21 protein-coding genes are annotated in these 17,123 nt (G+C 73.6%); 10 read left to right on the top strand and 11 right to left on the bottom strand.

Features of this window, described 5'->3' with window-relative positions; genetic code table 11:
• The 7 genes from ACFQ3T_RS24695 to ACFQ3T_RS24665 form a co-directional block, all read right to left on the bottom strand.
• A partial coding sequence (locus ACFQ3T_RS24695; RefSeq protein WP_380726350.1) for a PPE domain-containing protein occupies positions 1-667 on the bottom strand: 667 nt, incomplete at its 3' end.
• A 28-nt stretch (positions 668-695) separates the two neighbouring features.
• Complete coding sequence (locus tag ACFQ3T_RS24690; RefSeq protein ID WP_380726348.1) at positions 696-980, bottom strand: transcriptional regulator; 285 nt, start codon at positions 978-980, stop codon at positions 696-698.
• Between the two features lie 191 nt (positions 981-1,171).
• Positions 1,172-1,759: a DUF3558 domain-containing protein gene (locus tag ACFQ3T_RS24685; protein WP_380726346.1), complete on the bottom strand. Its 588-nt coding sequence runs from the start codon at positions 1,757-1,759 to the stop codon at positions 1,172-1,174.
• Positions 1,760-1,765: 6 nt separating this feature from the next.
• Positions 1,766-2,206 (bottom strand): GNAT family N-acetyltransferase, encoded by a 441-nt coding sequence (locus ACFQ3T_RS24680; RefSeq protein ID WP_380726344.1) that lies wholly within the window; start codon positions 2,204-2,206, stop codon positions 1,766-1,768.
• Between the two features lie 11 nt (positions 2,207-2,217).
• Positions 2,218-3,090, bottom strand: a complete 873-nt coding sequence (locus tag ACFQ3T_RS24675) for an HAD family hydrolase (RefSeq protein ID WP_380726342.1) — start codon at positions 3,088-3,090, stop codon at positions 2,218-2,220.
• Positions 3,087-3,476 carry a DUF1707 SHOCT-like domain-containing protein gene (locus tag ACFQ3T_RS24670; protein ID WP_380726340.1) on the bottom strand — a complete coding sequence of 130 codons (390 nt, stop codon included), beginning with the start codon at positions 3,474-3,476 and terminating at the stop codon, positions 3,087-3,089. Before ACFQ3T_RS24670 ends, ACFQ3T_RS24675 begins: the two co-directional genes overlap by 4 nt.
• Positions 3,477-3,486: 10 nt before the next feature.
• Positions 3,487-5,262 (bottom strand): acetyl/propionyl/methylcrotonyl-CoA carboxylase subunit alpha, encoded by a 1,776-nt coding sequence (locus tag ACFQ3T_RS24665; RefSeq protein WP_380726338.1) that lies wholly within the window; start codon positions 5,260-5,262, stop codon positions 3,487-3,489.
• Between the two features lie 117 nt (positions 5,263-5,379).
• Between ACFQ3T_RS24665 and ACFQ3T_RS24660 the strand changes: the two genes are divergently transcribed.
• A complete protein-coding gene (locus tag ACFQ3T_RS24660) occupies positions 5,380-6,051 on the top strand; it encodes a hypothetical protein (protein WP_380726336.1) in 672 nt (223 codons plus the stop codon).
• 237 nt (positions 6,052-6,288) lie between these two features.
• Here ACFQ3T_RS24660 and ACFQ3T_RS24655 read toward each other — a convergent pair whose 3' ends face one another.
• Positions 6,289-7,608 carry a dicarboxylate/amino acid:cation symporter gene (locus tag ACFQ3T_RS24655; RefSeq protein ID WP_380726334.1) on the bottom strand — a complete coding sequence of 440 codons (1,320 nt, stop codon included), beginning with the start codon at positions 7,606-7,608 and terminating at the stop codon, positions 6,289-6,291.
• A 195-nt stretch (positions 7,609-7,803) separates the two neighbouring features.
• Positions 7,804-8,424: a Maf family protein gene (locus tag ACFQ3T_RS24650; protein ID WP_380726332.1), complete on the bottom strand. Its 621-nt coding sequence runs from the start codon at positions 8,422-8,424 to the stop codon at positions 7,804-7,806.
• Positions 8,425-8,597: 173 nt separating this feature from the next.
• Between ACFQ3T_RS24650 and ACFQ3T_RS24645 the strand changes: the two genes are divergently transcribed.
• Positions 8,598-9,002 (top strand): hypothetical protein, encoded by a 405-nt coding sequence (locus tag ACFQ3T_RS24645; RefSeq protein ID WP_380726330.1) that lies wholly within the window; start codon positions 8,598-8,600, stop codon positions 9,000-9,002.
• Positions 9,003-9,225: 223 nt separating this feature from the next.
• On the opposite strand, the gene ACFQ3T_RS24640 is transcribed toward ACFQ3T_RS24645, so the two are convergent.
• Both ACFQ3T_RS24640 and ACFQ3T_RS24635 read right to left on the bottom strand, forming a co-directional pair.
• Complete coding sequence (locus tag ACFQ3T_RS24640; protein WP_380726329.1) at positions 9,226-9,438, bottom strand: acyl-CoA carboxylase subunit epsilon; 213 nt, start codon at positions 9,436-9,438, stop codon at positions 9,226-9,228.
• Positions 9,435-11,066 carry an acyl-CoA carboxylase subunit beta gene (locus ACFQ3T_RS24635; RefSeq protein ID WP_380726327.1) on the bottom strand — a complete coding sequence of 544 codons (1,632 nt, stop codon included), beginning with the start codon at positions 11,064-11,066 and terminating at the stop codon, positions 9,435-9,437. Before ACFQ3T_RS24635 ends, ACFQ3T_RS24640 begins: the two co-directional genes overlap by 4 nt.
• Positions 11,067-11,280: 214 nt before the next feature.
• Here ACFQ3T_RS24635 and ACFQ3T_RS24630 point away from each other — a divergent pair, with 214 nt between their 5' ends.
• The 8 genes from ACFQ3T_RS24630 to ACFQ3T_RS24595 form a co-directional block, all read left to right on the top strand.
• The gene (locus tag ACFQ3T_RS24630; RefSeq protein ID WP_380726325.1) at positions 11,281-12,069 is read left to right on the top strand and encodes a biotin--[acetyl-CoA-carboxylase] ligase; all 789 of its coding nucleotides are present in this window, start codon (positions 11,281-11,283) and stop codon (positions 12,067-12,069) included.
• 46 nt (positions 12,070-12,115) lie between these two features.
• Entirely contained in the window at positions 12,116-12,646 is a 531-nt protein-coding gene (locus tag ACFQ3T_RS24625) for a PH domain-containing protein (protein WP_380726323.1), read from the top strand.
• On the top strand, positions 12,633-13,562 hold the full coding sequence (locus tag ACFQ3T_RS24620; protein ID WP_380726321.1) for a hydroxymethylglutaryl-CoA lyase: 930 nt from the start codon (positions 12,633-12,635) through the stop codon (positions 13,560-13,562). The genes ACFQ3T_RS24625 and ACFQ3T_RS24620 overlap by 14 nt, the downstream gene beginning before the upstream one ends.
• Positions 13,563-13,933: 371 nt before the next feature.
• Positions 13,934-14,131, top strand: coding sequence for a hypothetical protein (locus ACFQ3T_RS24615; RefSeq protein ID WP_380726319.1), 198 nt, complete (start codon positions 13,934-13,936; stop codon positions 14,129-14,131).
• On the top strand, positions 14,128-14,817 hold the full coding sequence (locus ACFQ3T_RS24610) for an adenosylcobinamide amidohydrolase (RefSeq protein ID WP_380726317.1): 690 nt from the start codon (positions 14,128-14,130) through the stop codon (positions 14,815-14,817). The genes ACFQ3T_RS24615 and ACFQ3T_RS24610 overlap by 4 nt, the downstream gene beginning before the upstream one ends.
• On the top strand, positions 14,814-15,296 hold the full coding sequence (locus tag ACFQ3T_RS24605; protein ID WP_380726315.1) for a YbaB/EbfC family nucleoid-associated protein: 483 nt from the start codon (positions 14,814-14,816) through the stop codon (positions 15,294-15,296). Before ACFQ3T_RS24610 ends, ACFQ3T_RS24605 begins: the two co-directional genes overlap by 4 nt.
• Complete coding sequence (locus tag ACFQ3T_RS24600; protein WP_380726313.1) at positions 15,293-15,601, top strand: WXG100 family type VII secretion target; 309 nt, start codon at positions 15,293-15,295, stop codon at positions 15,599-15,601. The genes ACFQ3T_RS24605 and ACFQ3T_RS24600 overlap by 4 nt, the downstream gene beginning before the upstream one ends.
• 14 nt (positions 15,602-15,615) lie before the next feature.
• Positions 15,616-17,123: WXG100-like domain-containing protein (locus ACFQ3T_RS24595; protein WP_452603486.1), on the top strand; the 1,508-nt coding region annotated here is incomplete at its 3' end.

Raw genomic sequence — 17,123 nt, 5'->3', positions numbered from 1 at the left:
CCGCGGCGCCGGTGCGGCCGCCTCGGCTGCCGCGCCAACCGCGACCGCCGCCGTGGCCGCCACGCGGGCCGTTGTGCGACCAGCCCGACCCCGACACGGCGGCCGACTCGTTGCGCGTCACCTCGGACGCGCTGATCACGAGCTGCGGCGGCTGGTGGAACTGCGCCAGCGTGCTGGTGTTCGACACCGTGCTGGACGCGTACGTCGTCATGACCTCGCGCGCCCGCTGCTCGGCCGCGTTCTGGGCCTTCTCCTGGATCTCGTAGTCCGTCTGCCCGCCCACCAGGTTCGTGAGGGCGCTGACGAGCGCGTTGGGCTGCTCCGCGGTGACCTTCACCGGCGGCGGCATGTCCGCGCGGGCCTTGGAGATGTAGTCCGCCTGTAACTCCACCGAGGTCCGCATCACCTCCGCGCCGGCGCGGGCGTCGTCCGCCCACGCGGCCAGCGGGTTGATGCCCCTCCGCGCCTTCTCCGCCGCGTCGCCCTCCCACGTGGCGCCGGAGCGCAGCACGCCGGTGTGCAGCTCGGCGTTGATCTCGGTCAGCGCGGCCGAGACGCCCTGCCACCGTTCCATCGAGGCGTGCGACGCCCCCGGACCGGGGCCGGAGTTGATCTTCTCGTACAGCTCTTCGTGGCTGTAGCCGCTCCAGCGGTGTCCATCGGGCATGAACGTTCCCCTTGCCTGCGCCGGGTGCTCAGCGGCCGCCCTGCTGTCCCATCAACCCGGTGTTGTCGTCTTCGATGGACTGGTACTGCTGCTCGACCAGGGTGAGCGCGTCCATGGCCGACTTGAGCTGCCGCTGGTAGTTCTCCAGCGCGGTCAGCGCGGAGTCGCCCGATTCGAGCGAGCGCTCGTTGAACTTCTCCGCCGCGTCCTGGCTCACCGGGTCGCCGGCCCACGGGCGGACCCGCACCTCGGTGATGGCGAGCTCGATCTGCTTGTCCAGCTTGGTCAGCGCGCCCGAGAACGCGCTGCGCAAGCTGGGGATGGCACTCGGTTCGACGTTCAGCGTGTGCGACAAGGGCGGTGGTGAACCCGTGTCGGCTCCGTGACCGCGGTCTTCCGACGGCATGGACGACCTCCCCGCCTTCCTCGTCTCGTCGCGCATGGTCACTCTAGCCACAGGGTCCGACAGCGGGGAGTAGGTGGAACGCACATCCCCCGCACAGATCAGCGTCGTTGCCGCAAACCGGCTACCGCCGCCTCTGCCACCCGTTGCGCCCCCTGGCACAGGGTGTCCTGCTTTGCCGCCGTCTCGTTGCCGCCGTCGCGGAACAACACGTCCAGGAACTGCCCTTCCGCCACGTCCACCTCGACGTTGCACACGTTGTCCATCCCCGGCGTCCGCACGGTCAGCGCGGGGAAACCGGAGATCGTGGTCTCGGTGGCCTCGACCTGCGCGTTCTCGCTGAGCCACACGCCGACGCCCTCCACTGTGACGAGGGCCAGCCGGACCACGTTCCCGCTGATGTTGCTGCGCATGGTGCACGCCTTCGCGTTGCCGAAGCTCGTCTCCACGTAGGCGCTCGGCGCGTTGTCCAGGCTCAGCGCGACCCGCTGCTCCGCCGAGAGCACCGCGCACGGGTCCACGTCGTCCAGCGGGATCTCCTCCGGCCGGGGCGGCAGCGACAGCACCGGGGTCGTCGTCGCGGGCAGCGGTTCGTCCACCCGGCCGTCGGCCTTCTTCTCCGGAAAGGGCGTGCACGCGGCCAGCGCCAGCGCGGCCAGCGCGGCGATGATCATGCGAGCAGCCCTCATGAGCACCTACCGTAGCCGGGTCCACACGCCCTGTGGACCCCCGGCTGTGAAGCCGCACTTCTCGGCCACCCGGCGCGCCGCGCCGTCCGGTGGTCTGGCGGTGACGCGCGGGAGGTCGAGGAAGCCGAACCCGAACCGCAGCACGGCCTGCGCCGCGTGCGTCGCGATCCCCCTGCCGCGCAGGTCGGGCGTGGTCCAGCAGGTCAGCTCACCCGCCGCGGACAGGGCGACCTCGCCGACGGCCGTCCCGGTGAGCTGGTCGCACACGGCCCAGGAACAGCACTCGTCGTCCCGCCACTGGGCCGCGCGGGCCGCGCCGAGGTCGCCGTCGGCCGCGAGGTCCGCGCACCGGCCGCCCGCCACCAGCGCCACCCGGTCGTCGATGCGGTCGTCGGCGCGGAGCTGACGCAGGTAGAACTCACCCGCGTTGATCTCGACGGCCTCCATGGCGCGCGAGACTAGTCGGTGACGAACCCGTCGTGGCGCGCGGCCAGTTCCTCGAGCAGGCCGCGGTGGGCCTGAGCGGGCTGGTCGTCGGGACCGGTGGTCAGCTCCACCACCCAGTCGGCGTCCTCGACGTCGTCCTCGCCCGCCAGCAGGTCCTTGTGCACCGCGCACGGCGACCAGCCCGCCGCCGCCAGCTCGCGGGCGGCCTCCTCGGCGTCGTCGCGGTCGTGCAGGACCAGCAGCAACGAGCCCGCCCCGTCCTCCGGCCGATCGCGCGCGCCGTCGTCCAGCAGGCCCCGTGACGCCAGGGCGCCGTGCAGCGCGGCGAAGTCCGGCGTGTGCACGGCGTCGAGGCCGATGGTCCGCGCCGCCGCCACGTTCTCCGCGTTGTCGTCGCAGAACAACGTGCCCGACGGCGAGTGCTGGAGCACCCGCAGCGCCCGGCGGAACGCCTCGGGCGACGGCTTCGCCACGCCGAGCCGGGCGGACGTCACGACGGCGTCCACCTCGCGGTCCAGCCCCAGCGCGGCCAGGTCGCGCGGCAGCCGGTCGGTCGCGTTGGACAGCAGCGCCACCCGGCACCGCGCCCGCACCCGCCGCACGAGCTCCAGCGCCTCCGGCACGACCTCGCCGGTCCGGGTCCACGCGGCCACCGCGCCCGCCGCCGCGTCCGGGGCGACGCCCACGGCGACCAGGTGCTCGCGCACCTCCTCCCGCCACTGCTCGTCGCCGACCCGTCCGACGATCGCGGGACCGGACAGCGCGAACGACACCCGCGCCAACGTGCCGCGGGGCAGGCCGAACCGGTCCTCGACCGGGCCGTCCGGTGGGAACCGCCGCAGCACGCCGTCCAGGTCGAGCAGCAGCAGCGACGGCGCGCTCACCGCCTGCCCATGCGGCCGATGAGCAGCCACACCAGCGGGATCAGCAGGAACACCAACGGCGTGCGCGCCACGAAGTACAGCGCCACGGCCGCCACCGCCACCCCGGTCAGGACGGCGCTGCTGACGCGGGGGTCGAGCTGGAACGTGCGCCGGACGGCCGGATCGGGCGGCGGCACGTGCGGCACGACCTGCGGGAACGTCGGTCGCGGCGCGGGCAGGTCGCCGAACAGCGCGTACAGCTCCCCGCGGGTCTTCGCGGTGGCGACGCGGGCGGAGCGCTCGCCGAACTCGTCCACGCTCAGCCGCCCCTCGCCGAGGTGCGTGCCGAGCAGTTCGAGCGCCTGCTCGCGCTCCGCGTCGCCGACCCGGATGTCCCGCTCGCTCACGCGGGTGAGCCTATTCCTTGATCTCGCACAGGACGGTGCCCTGGGTGACGGTGGCGCCCGGCTCGGCGGCCAGGCCCGTGACCACGCCCGACTTGTGCGCGGTGACCGGGTTCTCCATCTTCATGGCCTCCAGCACGACGATCAGCTCGCCCGCCTCGACCTGCTGACCGTCCTCGACGGCGACCTTGACGATCGTGCCCTGCATCGGCGCCGTCACCGAGTCGCCGGACGCCGCCGCGCCGCCCTTGCCGCCGCCGCGCTTGCGGGGCTTGGCCTTCACCGCCGTCTTGGCCGCGCCGCCGCCGCCACCGCCGCCGAACGCGAGGTCGCCGGGCAGCGAGACCTCGAGCCGCCGGCCGCCGACCTCGACCACGAGGGTCTGCCGCGGCTCGTCCTCCTCGGCCTCCGCGCCGTCGGTGAACGGCGCGATCGTGTTGTCGAACTCGGTCTCGATCCACCGGGTGTGCACGGTGAAGCCGTCCTCGTCGCCGACGAACGCCGGGTCGCGCACGATCGCGCGGTGGAACGGCAGCACCGTCGCCATGCCCTCGACGACCATCTCGTCCAGCGCGCGACGCGCCCGTTCGAGGGCCTGGGTGCGGTCCTCGCCGGTGACGATCAGCTTGGCCAGCAGCGAGTCGAACTGCCCGCCGATGACGGTGCCGTCCTCCACGCCCGCGTCCACCCGGACACCGGGGCCGGACGGCGCGGTGAACGTGGTCACCGTGCCCGGCGCGGGCAGGAAGTTGCGGCCCGCGTCCTCGCCGTTGATGCGGAACTCGATCGAGTGGCCGCGCGGGGTCGGGTCCTCGGTGAACCGCAGCACCTCGCCGGCGGCGATGCGGAACTGCTCCCGCACCAGGTCGACGCCCGCGGTCTCCTCGCTGACCGGGTGCTCCACCTGCAGCCGGGTGTTGACCTCCAGGAACGAGATCGTGCCGTCCACCGCGACCAGGTACTCGACCGTGCCCGCGCCGTGGTAGCCGGCCTCCTTGCAGATGGCGCGCGCGGACCGGTGGATCTCGGCGCGCTGCTCGTCGGTCAGGAACGGCGCGGGCGCCTCCTCGACCAGCTTCTGGTGGCGGCGCTGCAACGAGCAGTCGCGCGTGCCGACGACGATCACGTTGCCGTGCTGGTCGGCCAGGACCTGCGCCTCGACGTGCCGCGGCTTGTCCAGGTACCGCTCCACGAAGCACTCGCCGCGGCCGAACGCCGTGACGGCCTCGCGCACCGCGCTGTCGAACAGCTCCGGGATCTCCTCCAGCGTGCGGGCGACCTTCAGGCCGCGGCCGCCGCCGCCGAACGCCGCCTTGATCGCGACCGGGAGGCCGTGCTCCCGCGCGAACGCGATGACCTCGTCCGGGCCGTTCACCGGGTCCTTGGTGCCGGGCACCAGCGGCGCGCCCGCGCGCATCGCGATGTGCCGCGCGGTCACCTTGTCACCCAGGTCGCGGATGGCCTGCGGGGTCGGCCCGATCCACGTCAGGCCCGCGTCCAGCACGGCCTGCGCGAAGTCGGCGTTCTCGGACAGGAAGCCGTAGCCGGGGTGCACCGAGTCGGCGCCGGCGCGCTTGGCGACGTCCAGCAGCTTGTCCACCGACAGGTAGCTGTCCCCGGGCGTGCTGCCGCCCAGGGCGAACGCCTCGTCCGCCAACCGGACGAACGGGGCGTCCCGATCCGGGTCCGCGTACACGGCGACGCTGGCCAGACCGGCGTCCCGGCAGGCGCGGATGACCCGGACGGCGATCTCACCGCGGTTGGCGACGAGGACCTTGCGCAGCGACACGACGTCCTACCTCCTGGCAACGCTGGAACTGGAGCGGCAATGGTCGGGGAGTTTAGTGACCCCTCAGTACACCGTGACCGAGAGACACCTCACGCCTGGGTGGAACAATCGGCAATCGTGACACGCCCGCCCACAGCCGCGCTCGTGGTCGCCTGCGCGGCCGTCCTCACCACGGTCGCGGGGCTGGTCATCGCCTGGTCACTGCGCCCTCCGGCCCTGTCCGACGCCGGCGCCACCGCGCCGCAGGACGAATTGCGGTGCGGCACGACGACGTGTCGTTCGATCGTGAAACGGGAGGTCGGTGTCGATTCAGTGGAATTGCTGGTCGGCGAGGGCGCCGGCCGCATCCGCACCGCCGGCGCTTCGGGGCCGAACATCTTCGAGCTGACCATCGCGTCGTCGGGGGCGGAGATCACCGAGGCGTCGCTCCAGTGCGTGGACGCCGAGGTCGGCGTGTGCCTGGTGCGCGGGGAGGTCGACGGCGAGGTGCTCGGCGAGGTGCTGGTGCGCAGGTCGGGGGCGTGGTCGCGGGCGCAGGTGCCGTACGTCTCCAGCGGGGCGTACCTGGCGTTGCGCGACGTGGACGACGACACGGTCGCCGACGTGGTGGCGGTGCAGCGGGCGTGCCCGTCGGGTGACGACTGCGCGGGCTGGTTCGCGCAGGTCTTCTCGTTGGCCGAGGGTGGCGGTGAGCTGGGCTGCACGGCCGTCGTGGACGTGCCGGAGGCCCTGCCGGGCTGGCCGGAGGTCGGGCCGAGCCCGCCGGACCTCGGCTCGTGCGGCACCTGACCCCTGGGCCTCGGCGGGGTCGGTGCCCGGCCCGTGGACGTCGGGTGGTGCGGGAGTGAGCGGTGCGTGACTGGTCCGTGGGCCTCGGGCCGTGCCGTGTGTCGGGCCGCGTGTTGCCTGCGAACGCGAACGGCCCCCGAACGCGAACGGCCCGGGAACGCGAGCGGCCCGGGAACGCGAGCGGCCCGGCCGCGGGAGGTGGCTCCCGCGGCCGGGCCGGTGTGTCGGACGTCCCGGTCAGGCGGGGACGGGGGTGCGGGGCGCGCTCAGCAGCGGCGGCTCGCTCGGGGCGTTCAGGACCTCGTCGTCGAGCAGGCCCTCGCCGCGGGCGACGAGCACCGGGACGGTGATCTGGCCGGTCACGTTCGTGGCCGTGCGGACCATGTCCAGGATCGGGTCGATCGCGTAGACCACGGCGACACCGGTGGCGATGACCTCCGGCGGCATGTTCACCGCGCCCAGGGTCAGCGTCAGCATGGTGAACCAGCCGGTGGTGCCGGCGGTCGCCAGGGCGCCGAACACGGCGACCGCGACGATGGCCACGTACTGCCACACGCCCAGCTGCACGCCGAACAGGTTCGCGATGAACACCGTGGCGATGGCGGGGTACACGGCGGCGCAGCCGTCCATCTTCGTGGTCGTGCCCAGCGGCACGGCGAACGACGCGTAGTCGTTGTCCACGCCGAGGTTGGCGGCGGTCTGCCGGCTCAGCGGCAGCGTCGCGCCCGACGAGCGCGACACGAAGGCGAACTGGATCGCGGTCCACGCCTTGCCGAAGAACGTCACCGGCGACACCCGGCCGACGAACCGCAGCAGCAGCGGGTACACCACGAACAGCACCAGCAGCGACCCGCCGTACACCGACGCGATCAGCGAGAACAGCGGCCGCACGAACGAGTTGCCGTACGTCGCGAACGCCGTCCCGATCAGGCCGAACACGCCGATCGGGGCCAGCAGCACGATCCAGCCGACGACCTTCTGGATCAGGTCGAACACCGAGCGGGTCAGCGTGACGAACGGCTCGGCCTTCTCGCCCAGCGCGTACGCGGCGAAGCCCACCAGGACCGAGATGAACACGACCTGCAGCACCTCGCCCTCGGTGAAGGCGCTGAACAGGTTCGACGGGATCAGGGTCTCCAGCAGCGTGCTCCACGAGCCGGGGTCGCGCGCGGCCAGCTTCTCCACGGCCGCCTGCGACGGCTGGACCTGCACGCCCGCGCCCGGCTTGAAGACCAACGCGATGGCGAGGCCGATCAGCACGGCGATCAGCGACGTGATGGCGAACCACAGCAGCGTCTTGCCGCCGAGGCGCGCCGCCCGGTTCGTGCCGAGCCGGCGCAGGCTCGTGATGCCCACCACGATCGCGGTGAACACCAGGGGGATGACGGTGAACTGCAACAGGCTGGTGAAGACGTCGCCGATGTGGCCGAGGGTGGTGGTCAGCCACTCCTGCTCGGCGCTCTTCGCGACGTACCCGGCGAGCGCGCCCAGCACGAGCGCGGCGAGGACGGCGACGCCGAAGACCTTCGGCTTGGTGTAACTGCGGACGAACGACATGGTTGCTCCGGGTGGGCGCAGGGGTGGGCGCACGGGTGGGCGCGGGGACGGACGGCGGGGCGTCAGCCCCGACAGCCCGCGCTCGTCCTGCGCCCGAAGTCGATGTGACGGCGGCGCGTCAGCAATTCACCCACGGCTCCCCCAACGCGAAAGACCTTCGAGGAGCTTCCCGGATCAGTGAAAATGTGACAACGGCTACCACATGTCGGACACCGCGACGCCGATCTCGCGCAGCAGCCGCCGGGTGAGCGGCAGGCTGATCCCGATCACGCTCGACGGGTCGCCGTCGATGCCGTCCACGAACCAGCCGCCCAGCCCGTCCAGCGTGAACGCGCCCGCCACGTGCAGCGGCTCGCCGGTCGCCAGGTAGGCCTCCAGCTCGTCGTCCGCCGGGCGGCCGAACCGGACCAGCGTCGCCTCGTGCCCGGCGGTCCGGTCCACCACCTCGCCGTCGCGCACCCGCAGCACCGCGTGGCCGGTCAGCAGCGTGCCGGTGGTGCCGGCCATCTTCTTCCAGCGCTCCCGCGCGACCTCCACCGTGCCCGGCTTGCCGTGCACCTCGCCGTCGGCGGTCAGCAGCATCGAGTCGCAGCCGACGACCACCGCGTCCGCGGCGACGTCGTCGTCGAGGCTCGACGCGATCGCCTCCGCCTTGGCCGTCGCGAGCGCCGTGACCAGCTCTTCGGGCGTCGGGTCGGTGAGCGAGGCGGCCAGCGCGTCCTCGTCCACGCCGGACACGCGGACGACGGGCTCGACCCCGGCGGCGCGGAGCACGGCCAGGCGGGCGGGGGACTGGGAGGCGAGAACGAAGCGCACGACGTGCAGCCTAGGACTCCCGCCGAAGCCCGTCGGACGACGCCGGTCGCGGGGGACGCGGGTACGTGGTCCCGAAGCCCGACCGCTCCCGCGACGACCTCACGGCGTCGTGGCGGGGGCCGTGCGTAGAACTACCGATGCGCGTGGTCCGGACCTTGGGCACGCTCGGGAGCGTGCAGCGTTTGGCTCTGGTGGTCCGCCGGATCGACCGGGGTCGAGGCCGGTACCGGTGGTTGTGGGTCGCGCCGGCCGTCTTGATCCTCGTCCTGACGGCACGGGTCGTCTCCACCGACCCGGTGGGGTACGGCGTGCCGTTCTGGCCGTTCGCGAACGGCAGCGACCGCGCCGAGCACCGGCTGATGGACCAGGTCACCACCGTCGCGCGGGCGTTGCGGCACGTCGACGCCGTGCCCGCCGCCGTGGCCGCCCAGGGCGTCGAGGTGCTGGACGCCCGGATCGGCGCCGGCACCGTGTGGATGCGCGTCCGCCTGCACGTGCCCGACGGGGTGCGCTGCCGCGAGGTCACCGTTCTGGGCGACACCGGCGTGCAGGTGAACTCCCGGCGGGTGGGGTGTTGAGGGTTGTGTTGAATTGCGCCGCCTCCGGCGTCGCGGCTCGGCCGCCTGGGAGTCGGTCGTTCACGTCCTCATTTCCCGACGATCGAAAAGCGTGATCGTCGGGAAATGAGGACGCGAACGACCGACGCGGCCTCGCGACCGGTGGTCCCGTTGAGGGTCGTTGCCGGATGCGTGTGGGCGAATGTGGTGGGCGGGCGGAGTGCGGCGGTGTGGGGCGGGTGGGTCAGCCGGGTAGGGCTGAGGCTCGCCAGGCTCCTGGGCCGTGCGGTAGGGCGCGGCGGACCATCCTGGACGGGTCGGCCCAGGTGGAGCGGCGGGGGCGGTCCTCGGCGGTGGTGCCCGCCGAGGACAGGGCGGCCACCACCGCCGTGACGGCGGCCAGTTCGACGTCGTCCGGGTTGCCGCGCACGACCCGGAGGTGCGGTGCCCCGGTCACAGCGGGATGTTCCCGTGCTTCTTGGGCGGCAGCACCTCGCGCTTGTCGCGCAGCATCGCCAACGCCCGGGCGACGTAGGAGCGCGTGGACGACGGAGGGATCACGCTGTCAACATAGCCGCGTTCCGCCGCCACGTACGGGTTGCAGAGCGTGTCCTCGTACTCCTGCTGCAACTTCGCCCGCAGCGCGTCCACGTCCTCGCCCGCGGCCGCCGCGGCGGCCAACGTCTTGCGGTGCACGATGTTCGCCGCGCCCTGCGCGCCCATGACGGCGATCTGCGCCGTCGGCCACGCCAGGTTGATGTCCGCGCCGAGGTGCTTGGAGCCCATCACGTCGTACGCGCCGCCGTACGCCTTGCGGGTGATCACGGTGACCAGCGGCACGGTCGCCTCGGCGTAGGCGTAGATCAGCTTCGCGCCGCGCCGGATGATGCCGTTCCACTCCTGGTCGGTGCCGGGCAGGAAGCCGGGCACGTCCACGAACGTCAGCACCGGGATGTTGAACGCGTCGCAGGTCCGCACGAACCGCGCGGCCTTCTCGGAGGCGTCGATGTCGAGGCAGCCCGCGAACTGGGTGGGCTGGTTGGCGACGATGCCGACCGAGTGGCCGTCGACCCGGCCGAAGCCGACCAGGATGTTCGGCGCGAACAGGGGCTGGACCTCGAGGAACTCGCCCTCGTCCAGCACCCGGGTGATGACCTCGTGCATGTCGTACGGCTGGTTCGCCGAGTCCGGGATCAGCGTGTCCAGCTCGCGGTCGGCGTCGGTGATCGCGTCCTCGACGGGGCCGTGCACCAGGTCGTCCGGCGCGTCGAAGACCGGCGGCTCGGACATGTTGTTCGCGGGCAGGTAGGACAGCAGCTCCTTGACGTAGGAGATGGCGTCCTCCTCGTTGTCCCCGAGGTAGTGCGCGTTGCCCGACTTGGTGTTGTGGGTGCGCCCGCCGCCCAGCTCCTCGAAGCCGACGTCCTCGCCCGTGACGGTCTTGATCACGTCCGGGCCGGTGATGAACATGTGCGACGTCTTGTCGACCATGACCACGAAGTCGGTCAGCGCGGGCGAGTAGACGTGCCCGCCGGCGGCCGCGCCCATGATCAGCGAGATCTGGGGGACGACGCCGGACGCGGCGACGTTGCGGCGGAAGATCTCGCCGTAGAGGCCGAGCGAGACGACGCCCTCCTGGATGCGCGCGCCGCCGCCCTCGTTGATGCCGACGATCGGCCGGCCGGTCTTGATCGCCAGGTCCATGACCTTGACGATCTTCTCGCCGTAGACCTCGCCGAGCGAGCCGCCGAAGATCGTGACGTCCTGGCTGAACACGCACACCGGGCGGCCGTCGACGGTGCCGTAGCCGGTCACCACGCCGTCGCCGTAGGGCTTGTTGCGCTCCTGCCCGAAGTTGGTCGAGCGGTGGCGCGCCAGCTCGTCCAGCTCCACGAAGGAGCCGGGGTCGAGCAGCAGCTCGATCCGTTCGCGGGCGGTCTTCTTGCCCTTGGCGTGCTGCTTCTCCACCATGCGGGCCGAACCGGCGTGCACGGCTTCTTCGTTGCGCCGGTGCAGGTCGGCCAGCTTCCCGGCGGTGGTGTGGACGTCCGGCTCCTCGCCGATGGGGGCGGTCGCACTGCTCATGACCGGGCAGCTTAACCAGCCCGTCTCGGCGGGCACTGGGGTAGTTGCCCACGTCACGGTCGGCCGGTGTTGACCTCCAGCGCGGTGGAGGTTGCAGGCTTGACCACGCGTCCCGCCCCGCGATCCACACCGCTCCGACAAGCGCGCGGGGCGGGCCGCGACTCCCCGGCACCGGGTCGTGCGGGCCACCGCCGCCGCTCATAGGGTGCGTGCCGTGACCCTCGACGCCGCAGCGCTCCGCGACCAGCTCATCGGCCCGTACGCGGCCCTCGACGTGGTCGCCGACACCGGTTCCACCAACGCCGACCTGCGTGCCGCGGCGGGCCGGGGCGCGCCCGACCGCACCGTCCTCATCGCCGAACGGCAGACCGCCGGCCTCGGTCGACGCGGCCGCGGCTGGTCGTCGCCGACCGGCGGCCTGTACCTCAGCGCCCTGTTCCGCCCGAGCGGCGTCGCCCCCGCCAGGCTGCCGTGGCTCACGTTGCTGGCCGGGGTCGCGCTGGTCCGCACGGCGAAGGCCTTCGGCGTCGACGCCACCCTGAAGTGGCCGAACGACCTGCTCGTCGGGGACGCCAAGGCGGCCGGCGTGCTGGCCGACGTCACCGCCGGCGTGGCCCAGGCCGTGGTCGTCGGCATCGGGCTCAACGTGGCCCGCCTGCCCGACGACGTCGAGCCGGGCGTGGGCGGGCTGCGGCCGACCAGCCTCGAAGACCACGCGGGCCCGCTCGACCGGACCGCGGTGGCGATCGCGCTGCTCACCGAACTCGCCGCGCTGGAGGCGCAGTGGCGGCGGACCGGCGGCGACGACCCGGCGTTGCGCGAGGAGTACCGCGCGCACTGCGTCACGCTCGGCCGCCCGGTGCGGGTGGAGCTGGCCAAGGGCGAGCCGCTGCTCGGCACGGCCCACCGCCTGGAGGCCGACGGCACGATCGTGGTGCGCGACGACGCCGGCGTCGACCACTCCGTTTCCGCCGGGGACGTGGTGCACCTGCGGGTACGGTGAGGGCTGCCCCAGCACTGGGCGAGCCCCGCCACCGAAAGGGACCGTCGTGGCCTACCCGGACGACCTGCTCAGCCCGAGCGAGCACGTCGTGATCCACCAGCACCCGCACTGGAAGACGTTGCTCGTCCCGGTGCTCGTGCTCCTCGTCGCGGTCGGCGGTGGCGCGTACCTGGCGGCGCTCGTGGCGGACCAGAGCTGGGCGTCGGTCGCGTGGATCGCCCTCGGCGCGGTCGTCCTGGTGCTCGTCGCCTGGCTGACCGTGGCGCCCGTGGTCCGCTGGCGCACCACGCACTTCATCGTCACCAGCGACCGCGTGATGTACCGGATCGGCGTGGTCAAGCGGACCGGTCTGGACATCCCGCTCGGCCGCATCAACAGCGTCCGGTTCGAGCACAGCCTGCTGGACCGGGTGCTGGGCTGCGGCACGCTGATCATCGAGTCGGCGTCGGACGAGCCGCTGGAGTTCGACGACATCCCGGGCGTCGAGAAGGTCCACTCCATGCTGTACCGGGAGATCAACGACAACCCCGAGGACGACCACCAGCCGGAGGACAGGGTCAGCGATGGGCGCGCGTGAAGTCGGTCTGCCGGAGACGGTCGGCGGGAGCGGGCTCCCGGACCGCGTGACGATCTGGGAGGTCGGGCCGCGGGACGGGCTGCAGAACGAGTCGGAGGTGGTGCCGGTCGCCACCAAGCTGGAGTTCCTGGACCGCCTCGCCGACGCGGGCGGCACGGTGCTGGAGGCCACGAGCTTCGTGCACCCCAAGTGGGTGCCGCAGCTGGCGGACGCCGAGGAGCTGCTGGCCGGCCTGGTCAAGCGCCCCGGCGTCACCTACCCGGTGCTGGTGCCGAACGAGCGCGGGCTGGAGCGCGCGCTGCGGGCGGGCGTCGACCACGTCGCGATCTTCGCCAGCGCCACCGAGACGTTCGCGCGGCGCAACCTGAACCGGTCGCTGGACGAGCAGTTCGCCATGTTCGACCCGGTCGTGTCCCGCGCGAAGGCCGAGGGCCTGCGGGTCCGCGGGTACGTGTCCATGTGCTTCGGCGACCCGTGGGAGGGCGCGGTGGCCCGTGACCAGGTCGTCGGCGTCGGCAAGCGGCTGCTGGACATGGGCTGCGACCAGCTGTCCCTCGGCGACACGATCGGCGTCGCCACGCCGGGCCAGGTGACGGCGCTGCTGGCCGGTTTCGACGACGTGGACCGGTTGGCCGTGCACTTCCACGACACGTACGGGCAGGCGCTGGCGAACACGTTGGCCGCGTTGCAGGCGGGCGTGCGCACGGTCGACTCGTCGGCGGGCGGCCTCGGCGGTTGCCCCTACGCGGAGTCCGCGACCGGCAACCTCGCCACGGAGGACCTGGTGTGGATGCTCGACGGGCTGGGCGTCCGGCACGGCGTCGACCTCGACAAGCTCGCCGACACCAGCGCGTGGATGGCGGAGCGGCTGGGCCGGCCCAGCCCGTCGCGGGTGGTCCGGGCGCTGCGGGGGTAGTCCGGTGCGGGTCGTGGAGCTGACGCCGGAGACGTGGCCGCTGCTGGAGGAGCTGTTCGGGCCGAACGGCGCGCAGGCCGGCTGCTGGTGCACGTGGGTCTTCCAGGCGAGCGCCGAGATGCGGGCCAACGGCTCGGCGGGCAACAAGGAGCTGCTGCGCGCCAGGGTGTCGTCCGGGGCGCCGGTGGGGTTGCTCGCGGTCGACGGCGAGCGGCCCGCCGGGTGGGTGGCGGTCGCGCCCCGGCCGGCCTACCCGAGGTTGGCGCGCACCAGGGTCGCCGCGCCCGCGGACCCCGACGAGGACCTGTCCGACGTGTGGTCGGTGACGTGCTTCTTCATCCACCGCACCGCCCTGCCGCGGCCTCGGCGCGTTGCTGCTGGAGCACGCCGTGCGGTTCGCCCGCGAGCACGGCGCGCGTGCCGTCGAGGGCTACCCGGTGGAGAGGGGCGGGGCGAAGAAGAGCTCCGGCGACCTCTACCACGGCACGGTGGGCATGTTCACCGACGCCGGGTTCGAGGTGGTGGAGCGGCGCGGACCGAGCCGCGCGCTCGTGCGGCTCGCGCCGTGATCGAACGGCACCCCGGCGTCCTGGTGTGGCGGCCTCGTCGGCCGGCGCTGGCGATCTCGTCCGGCCCGCACGGCGGCGGGCTCGGCGTCCGGCACTGGGTGCTGAACGCCACCGTGCCGAAGGACTACGCGCGGCTCGACCCGGACGCGCACGTGCGGGAGATCGCGGACGACCTCGGGTTGCGCGGCGCCGGGACCGGGCTGCTGACCGCCGTCGACGTGCGGGACGTGGTGCCCGCGGAGGACGACGGCGTGCGGTCGTGGGTGACGACCGGCATCGGGGCGCACCCGACGTGGGCCGCCGCGCCGCCGGTCGACGAGGTCGCGCCCGCCGTGGGCACGATCAACGCGGTGTGCGTGCTGCCGGTGCGGTTGGCGGACGCGGCGCTGGTGAACGCGGTCGCGACCGTCGCCGAGGCCAAGGCGCAGGCGCTGGCGGAGGCGGGCGTGCCCGGCACCGGGACGGTCACCGACGCCGTCGTCCTGCTGTGCCCCGCGGACGGCCCGGCGGAGCCCTACGGCGGCCCGCGGTCCGCGATCGGGTCCGCGTTGGCCCGGACGGTCCACCGCGCCGTCCACGCCGGGATTTCCCTCGAACGCGCGGGAACCCGGTCGTCGGTCACGACGTCCAACGCGCGACCGACGACCATGCCCGGCGACGGTGAGGACCGGAGGTGGCCGCGATGACCGATCACCGCGCCCAGGTGGACGAGCTGCTCGCCGACTACCGGCGCAGCCGTGACCAGCTGGCGTCCGTGCACCGCGACCTCGCCCGCGTGTCCGGGAAGGCCACCAGCCCGGACGGCTCGGTGACCGCCGTGGTCGACGCCAAGGGCTCGCTCGCGGACCTCGTGCTGGCCGACCACGCCTACCGGCTCCGCCCGGCGCAGCTCGCCGAGCTGATCGTGGGCACCACGCGGGCGGCGGCCGCCGAGGCCGCGGAAGCCGCCTACCGGACGTTGAGCCCGGTCCTGCCCGCCGGCACGGACCCCGAGGCGTTGCTGCGCGGCACGGCCGACCTCCGCCCCGAGGAGATCGGCGCGGACGACGTCGGCGAGAGCCGGCCGCCGCAGCCACCTCGACGCCGCCCGGTCGTTGACGATGACGAGGACTTCGAGCAGCGCGACTGGCTCGACGTCGAGGCCACGCCGAGGAGATCGCGATGAACGGCTTCCAGACCGACCTCGCCCGGCTCACCGAGGGCGCGGGCGACTTCACCGCGTTCGCCGAGCGCGCCGGGAAGATCGCGGGCGACCTGACCGGCGTGCTGGAGTCGATCGGCGACTGCTGGGGCGGCGACGCGATCGGGCAGAGCTTCGCGGCGAGCCACGTCCAGCCGTCGGGTGACGTGCTCAGCGGCCTCGCCGGGTTGCGCGGCGGGTTCGGGGGCGTCGGTGAGCGCTTCGCCGAGACGGCCCGCACGTACCGGGACGTCGAAGACGGCAACAGCACCGCGCTCGGCGCGATCTGACTCAGGGGGCCGTGATGGGGATCGAGCTGCCGGCCGAACTGGCCGAGGTCGCGGCGAAGGCCGGCGTGACGTGGCCGCAGGCCGACGAGGACGCCCTCCGCGCGTCCGCCGTCGCGTGGCGGGAGGCGGGCGCCAAGCTGTCGACGTTGGCGGGCGAGTCCGACGGCGCGGCGGGCAAGGTGCTGGCCACCATGTCCGGCTCGGCCGCCGAAGCGGCCCGCGGCCACTGGAACGCGTTCACCGCGCCCGACGGCACCTTGAACTCGGTGGTGCGCGGCTGCACCGCCGCGGCCGACCGCCTGGACCACGCGGCCGAGCAGATCGGCGCGGCCAAGGTCGAACTGGTGCGCGAGCTGGTGAACCTGGCGAAGAACAACGACGCCGCGCAGCAGGCCGCGAGCGCCGGCCACCCGACCGCGTTGCTGGGCCTCGACACGGCGGTGCGCGGGGCGGCGGCGAACGTCGCGCACCTGACCGACACGTTGACCAGCGCGGTCCGGCTGGACAGCGGTGTGCAGATCGGCGGCGGCCAGGCCCTCGTCAACCCCAACCCCGGCGTGCACGGACCCGGTGACGTCGGTCAGGGGTCAGGTCAGAACGGCCCCGGCAACGGCGCTGGTTCGGGCCACGGTGGCGGTGCCGGCGGGCTTCTCGGTGGCGGTGCCGGTGGGTTGCCGGTTGGCGGCGCAGCCGGCGGCCTCGTCGGTGGTCTGGTCGGCGGTGACGGTGCTCCGGCCGGCGGTGGAGCTTCGGGCGGTGGCCAGGCTGCCGGCCTGGTCGGTGGACTCGTGGGCGGCGGTGCGCCCGGTGGCGGCACCGTGGGCGGCCTGGTCGGTGGCCTTGTCGGCGGCGGTGCGCCGGCCGATGGCAGTGCGGCCCGTGGCGCGCCAGCCAGTGCGCCAGCTGGCGGTGCGGCCGGTGGCGGCGTGGTGGGTGGCTTGGTGGGCGGTCTGGTCGGCGGCGGTGCGCCGGTCGTGGGCGGAGCCGCCGGCGGTCAGGCGCCAGGGCTGGTCGGTGGTCTCGTCGGCGGGGTGACCGACGCGGTCGGCGCGGTGGCCCAGCCGGTCGTGGGCGCGGTGGGCGCGGTCGCGCCGCCGGTCGCGGCCGTCGTGGACCCGGTCCTCGACACGGCCGGCAACGTCGCGCAGGGCGTCGGGCACACCGTGGACCACGCGGTCCAGGGAGCGGCCGACACCGTGACGTCCGGCCGCGACCACGCTCCCGGCCACTCGGGCGGCCAGCCGGGCCAGTCCGGTGGCGCGCCCGGTCTGGTCAACCGGCTCGGTGACGTCGTGGACCCGGTCCTCGGCGCGGTCGCGGCCCCCGTCACGGACACCGTCACCAGGGCCGAGGGCACGGTCAACCAGTCGTCGGCCGCGGTCCTCGACCGGCCGGTGGCGCACGTCGACACCCCGCACGCGCCCGCCCAACCGGCCCCGCCCGCGGCGAACCAGGGCGCGCCGAAAGGACCGTCGTTCAACGGACCCGCTGTCGGCGGTCCGGCCGGCGCACCGGCCGCGGC

Source organism: Saccharothrix hoggarensis (genome assembly GCF_042678885.1).
Lineage (GTDB): Bacteria > Actinomycetota > Actinomycetes > Mycobacteriales > Pseudonocardiaceae > Actinosynnema > Actinosynnema hoggarensis.
Note: the sequence above shows the minus strand (reverse complement) of the source record. Positions and strands in the feature narration are given on the sequence as shown.

Coding starts and splice junctions, on each gene's coding strand:
- ACFQ3T_RS24685 (WP_380726346.1), bottom strand. CDS start 1,759: ATGAGGGCTGCTCGCATGATCATCGCCGCGCTGGCCGCGCTGGCGCTG.
- ACFQ3T_RS24680 (WP_380726344.1), bottom strand. CDS start 2,206: ATGGAGGCCGTCGAGATCAACGCGGGTGAGTTCTACCTGCGTCAGCTC.
- ACFQ3T_RS24655 (WP_380726334.1), bottom strand. CDS start 7,608: ATGTCGTTCGTCCGCAGTTACACCAAGCCGAAGGTCTTCGGCGTCGCC.
- ACFQ3T_RS24635 (WP_380726327.1), bottom strand. CDS start 11,066: ATGAGCAGTGCGACCGCCCCCATCGGCGAGGAGCCGGACGTCCACACC.
- ACFQ3T_RS24620 (WP_380726321.1), top strand. CDS start 12,633: ATGGGCGCGCGTGAAGTCGGTCTGCCGGAGACGGTCGGCGGGAGCGGG.
- ACFQ3T_RS24605 (WP_380726315.1), top strand. CDS start 14,814: ATGACCGATCACCGCGCCCAGGTGGACGAGCTGCTCGCCGACTACCGG.
- ACFQ3T_RS24600 (WP_380726313.1), top strand. CDS start 15,293: ATGAACGGCTTCCAGACCGACCTCGCCCGGCTCACCGAGGGCGCGGGC.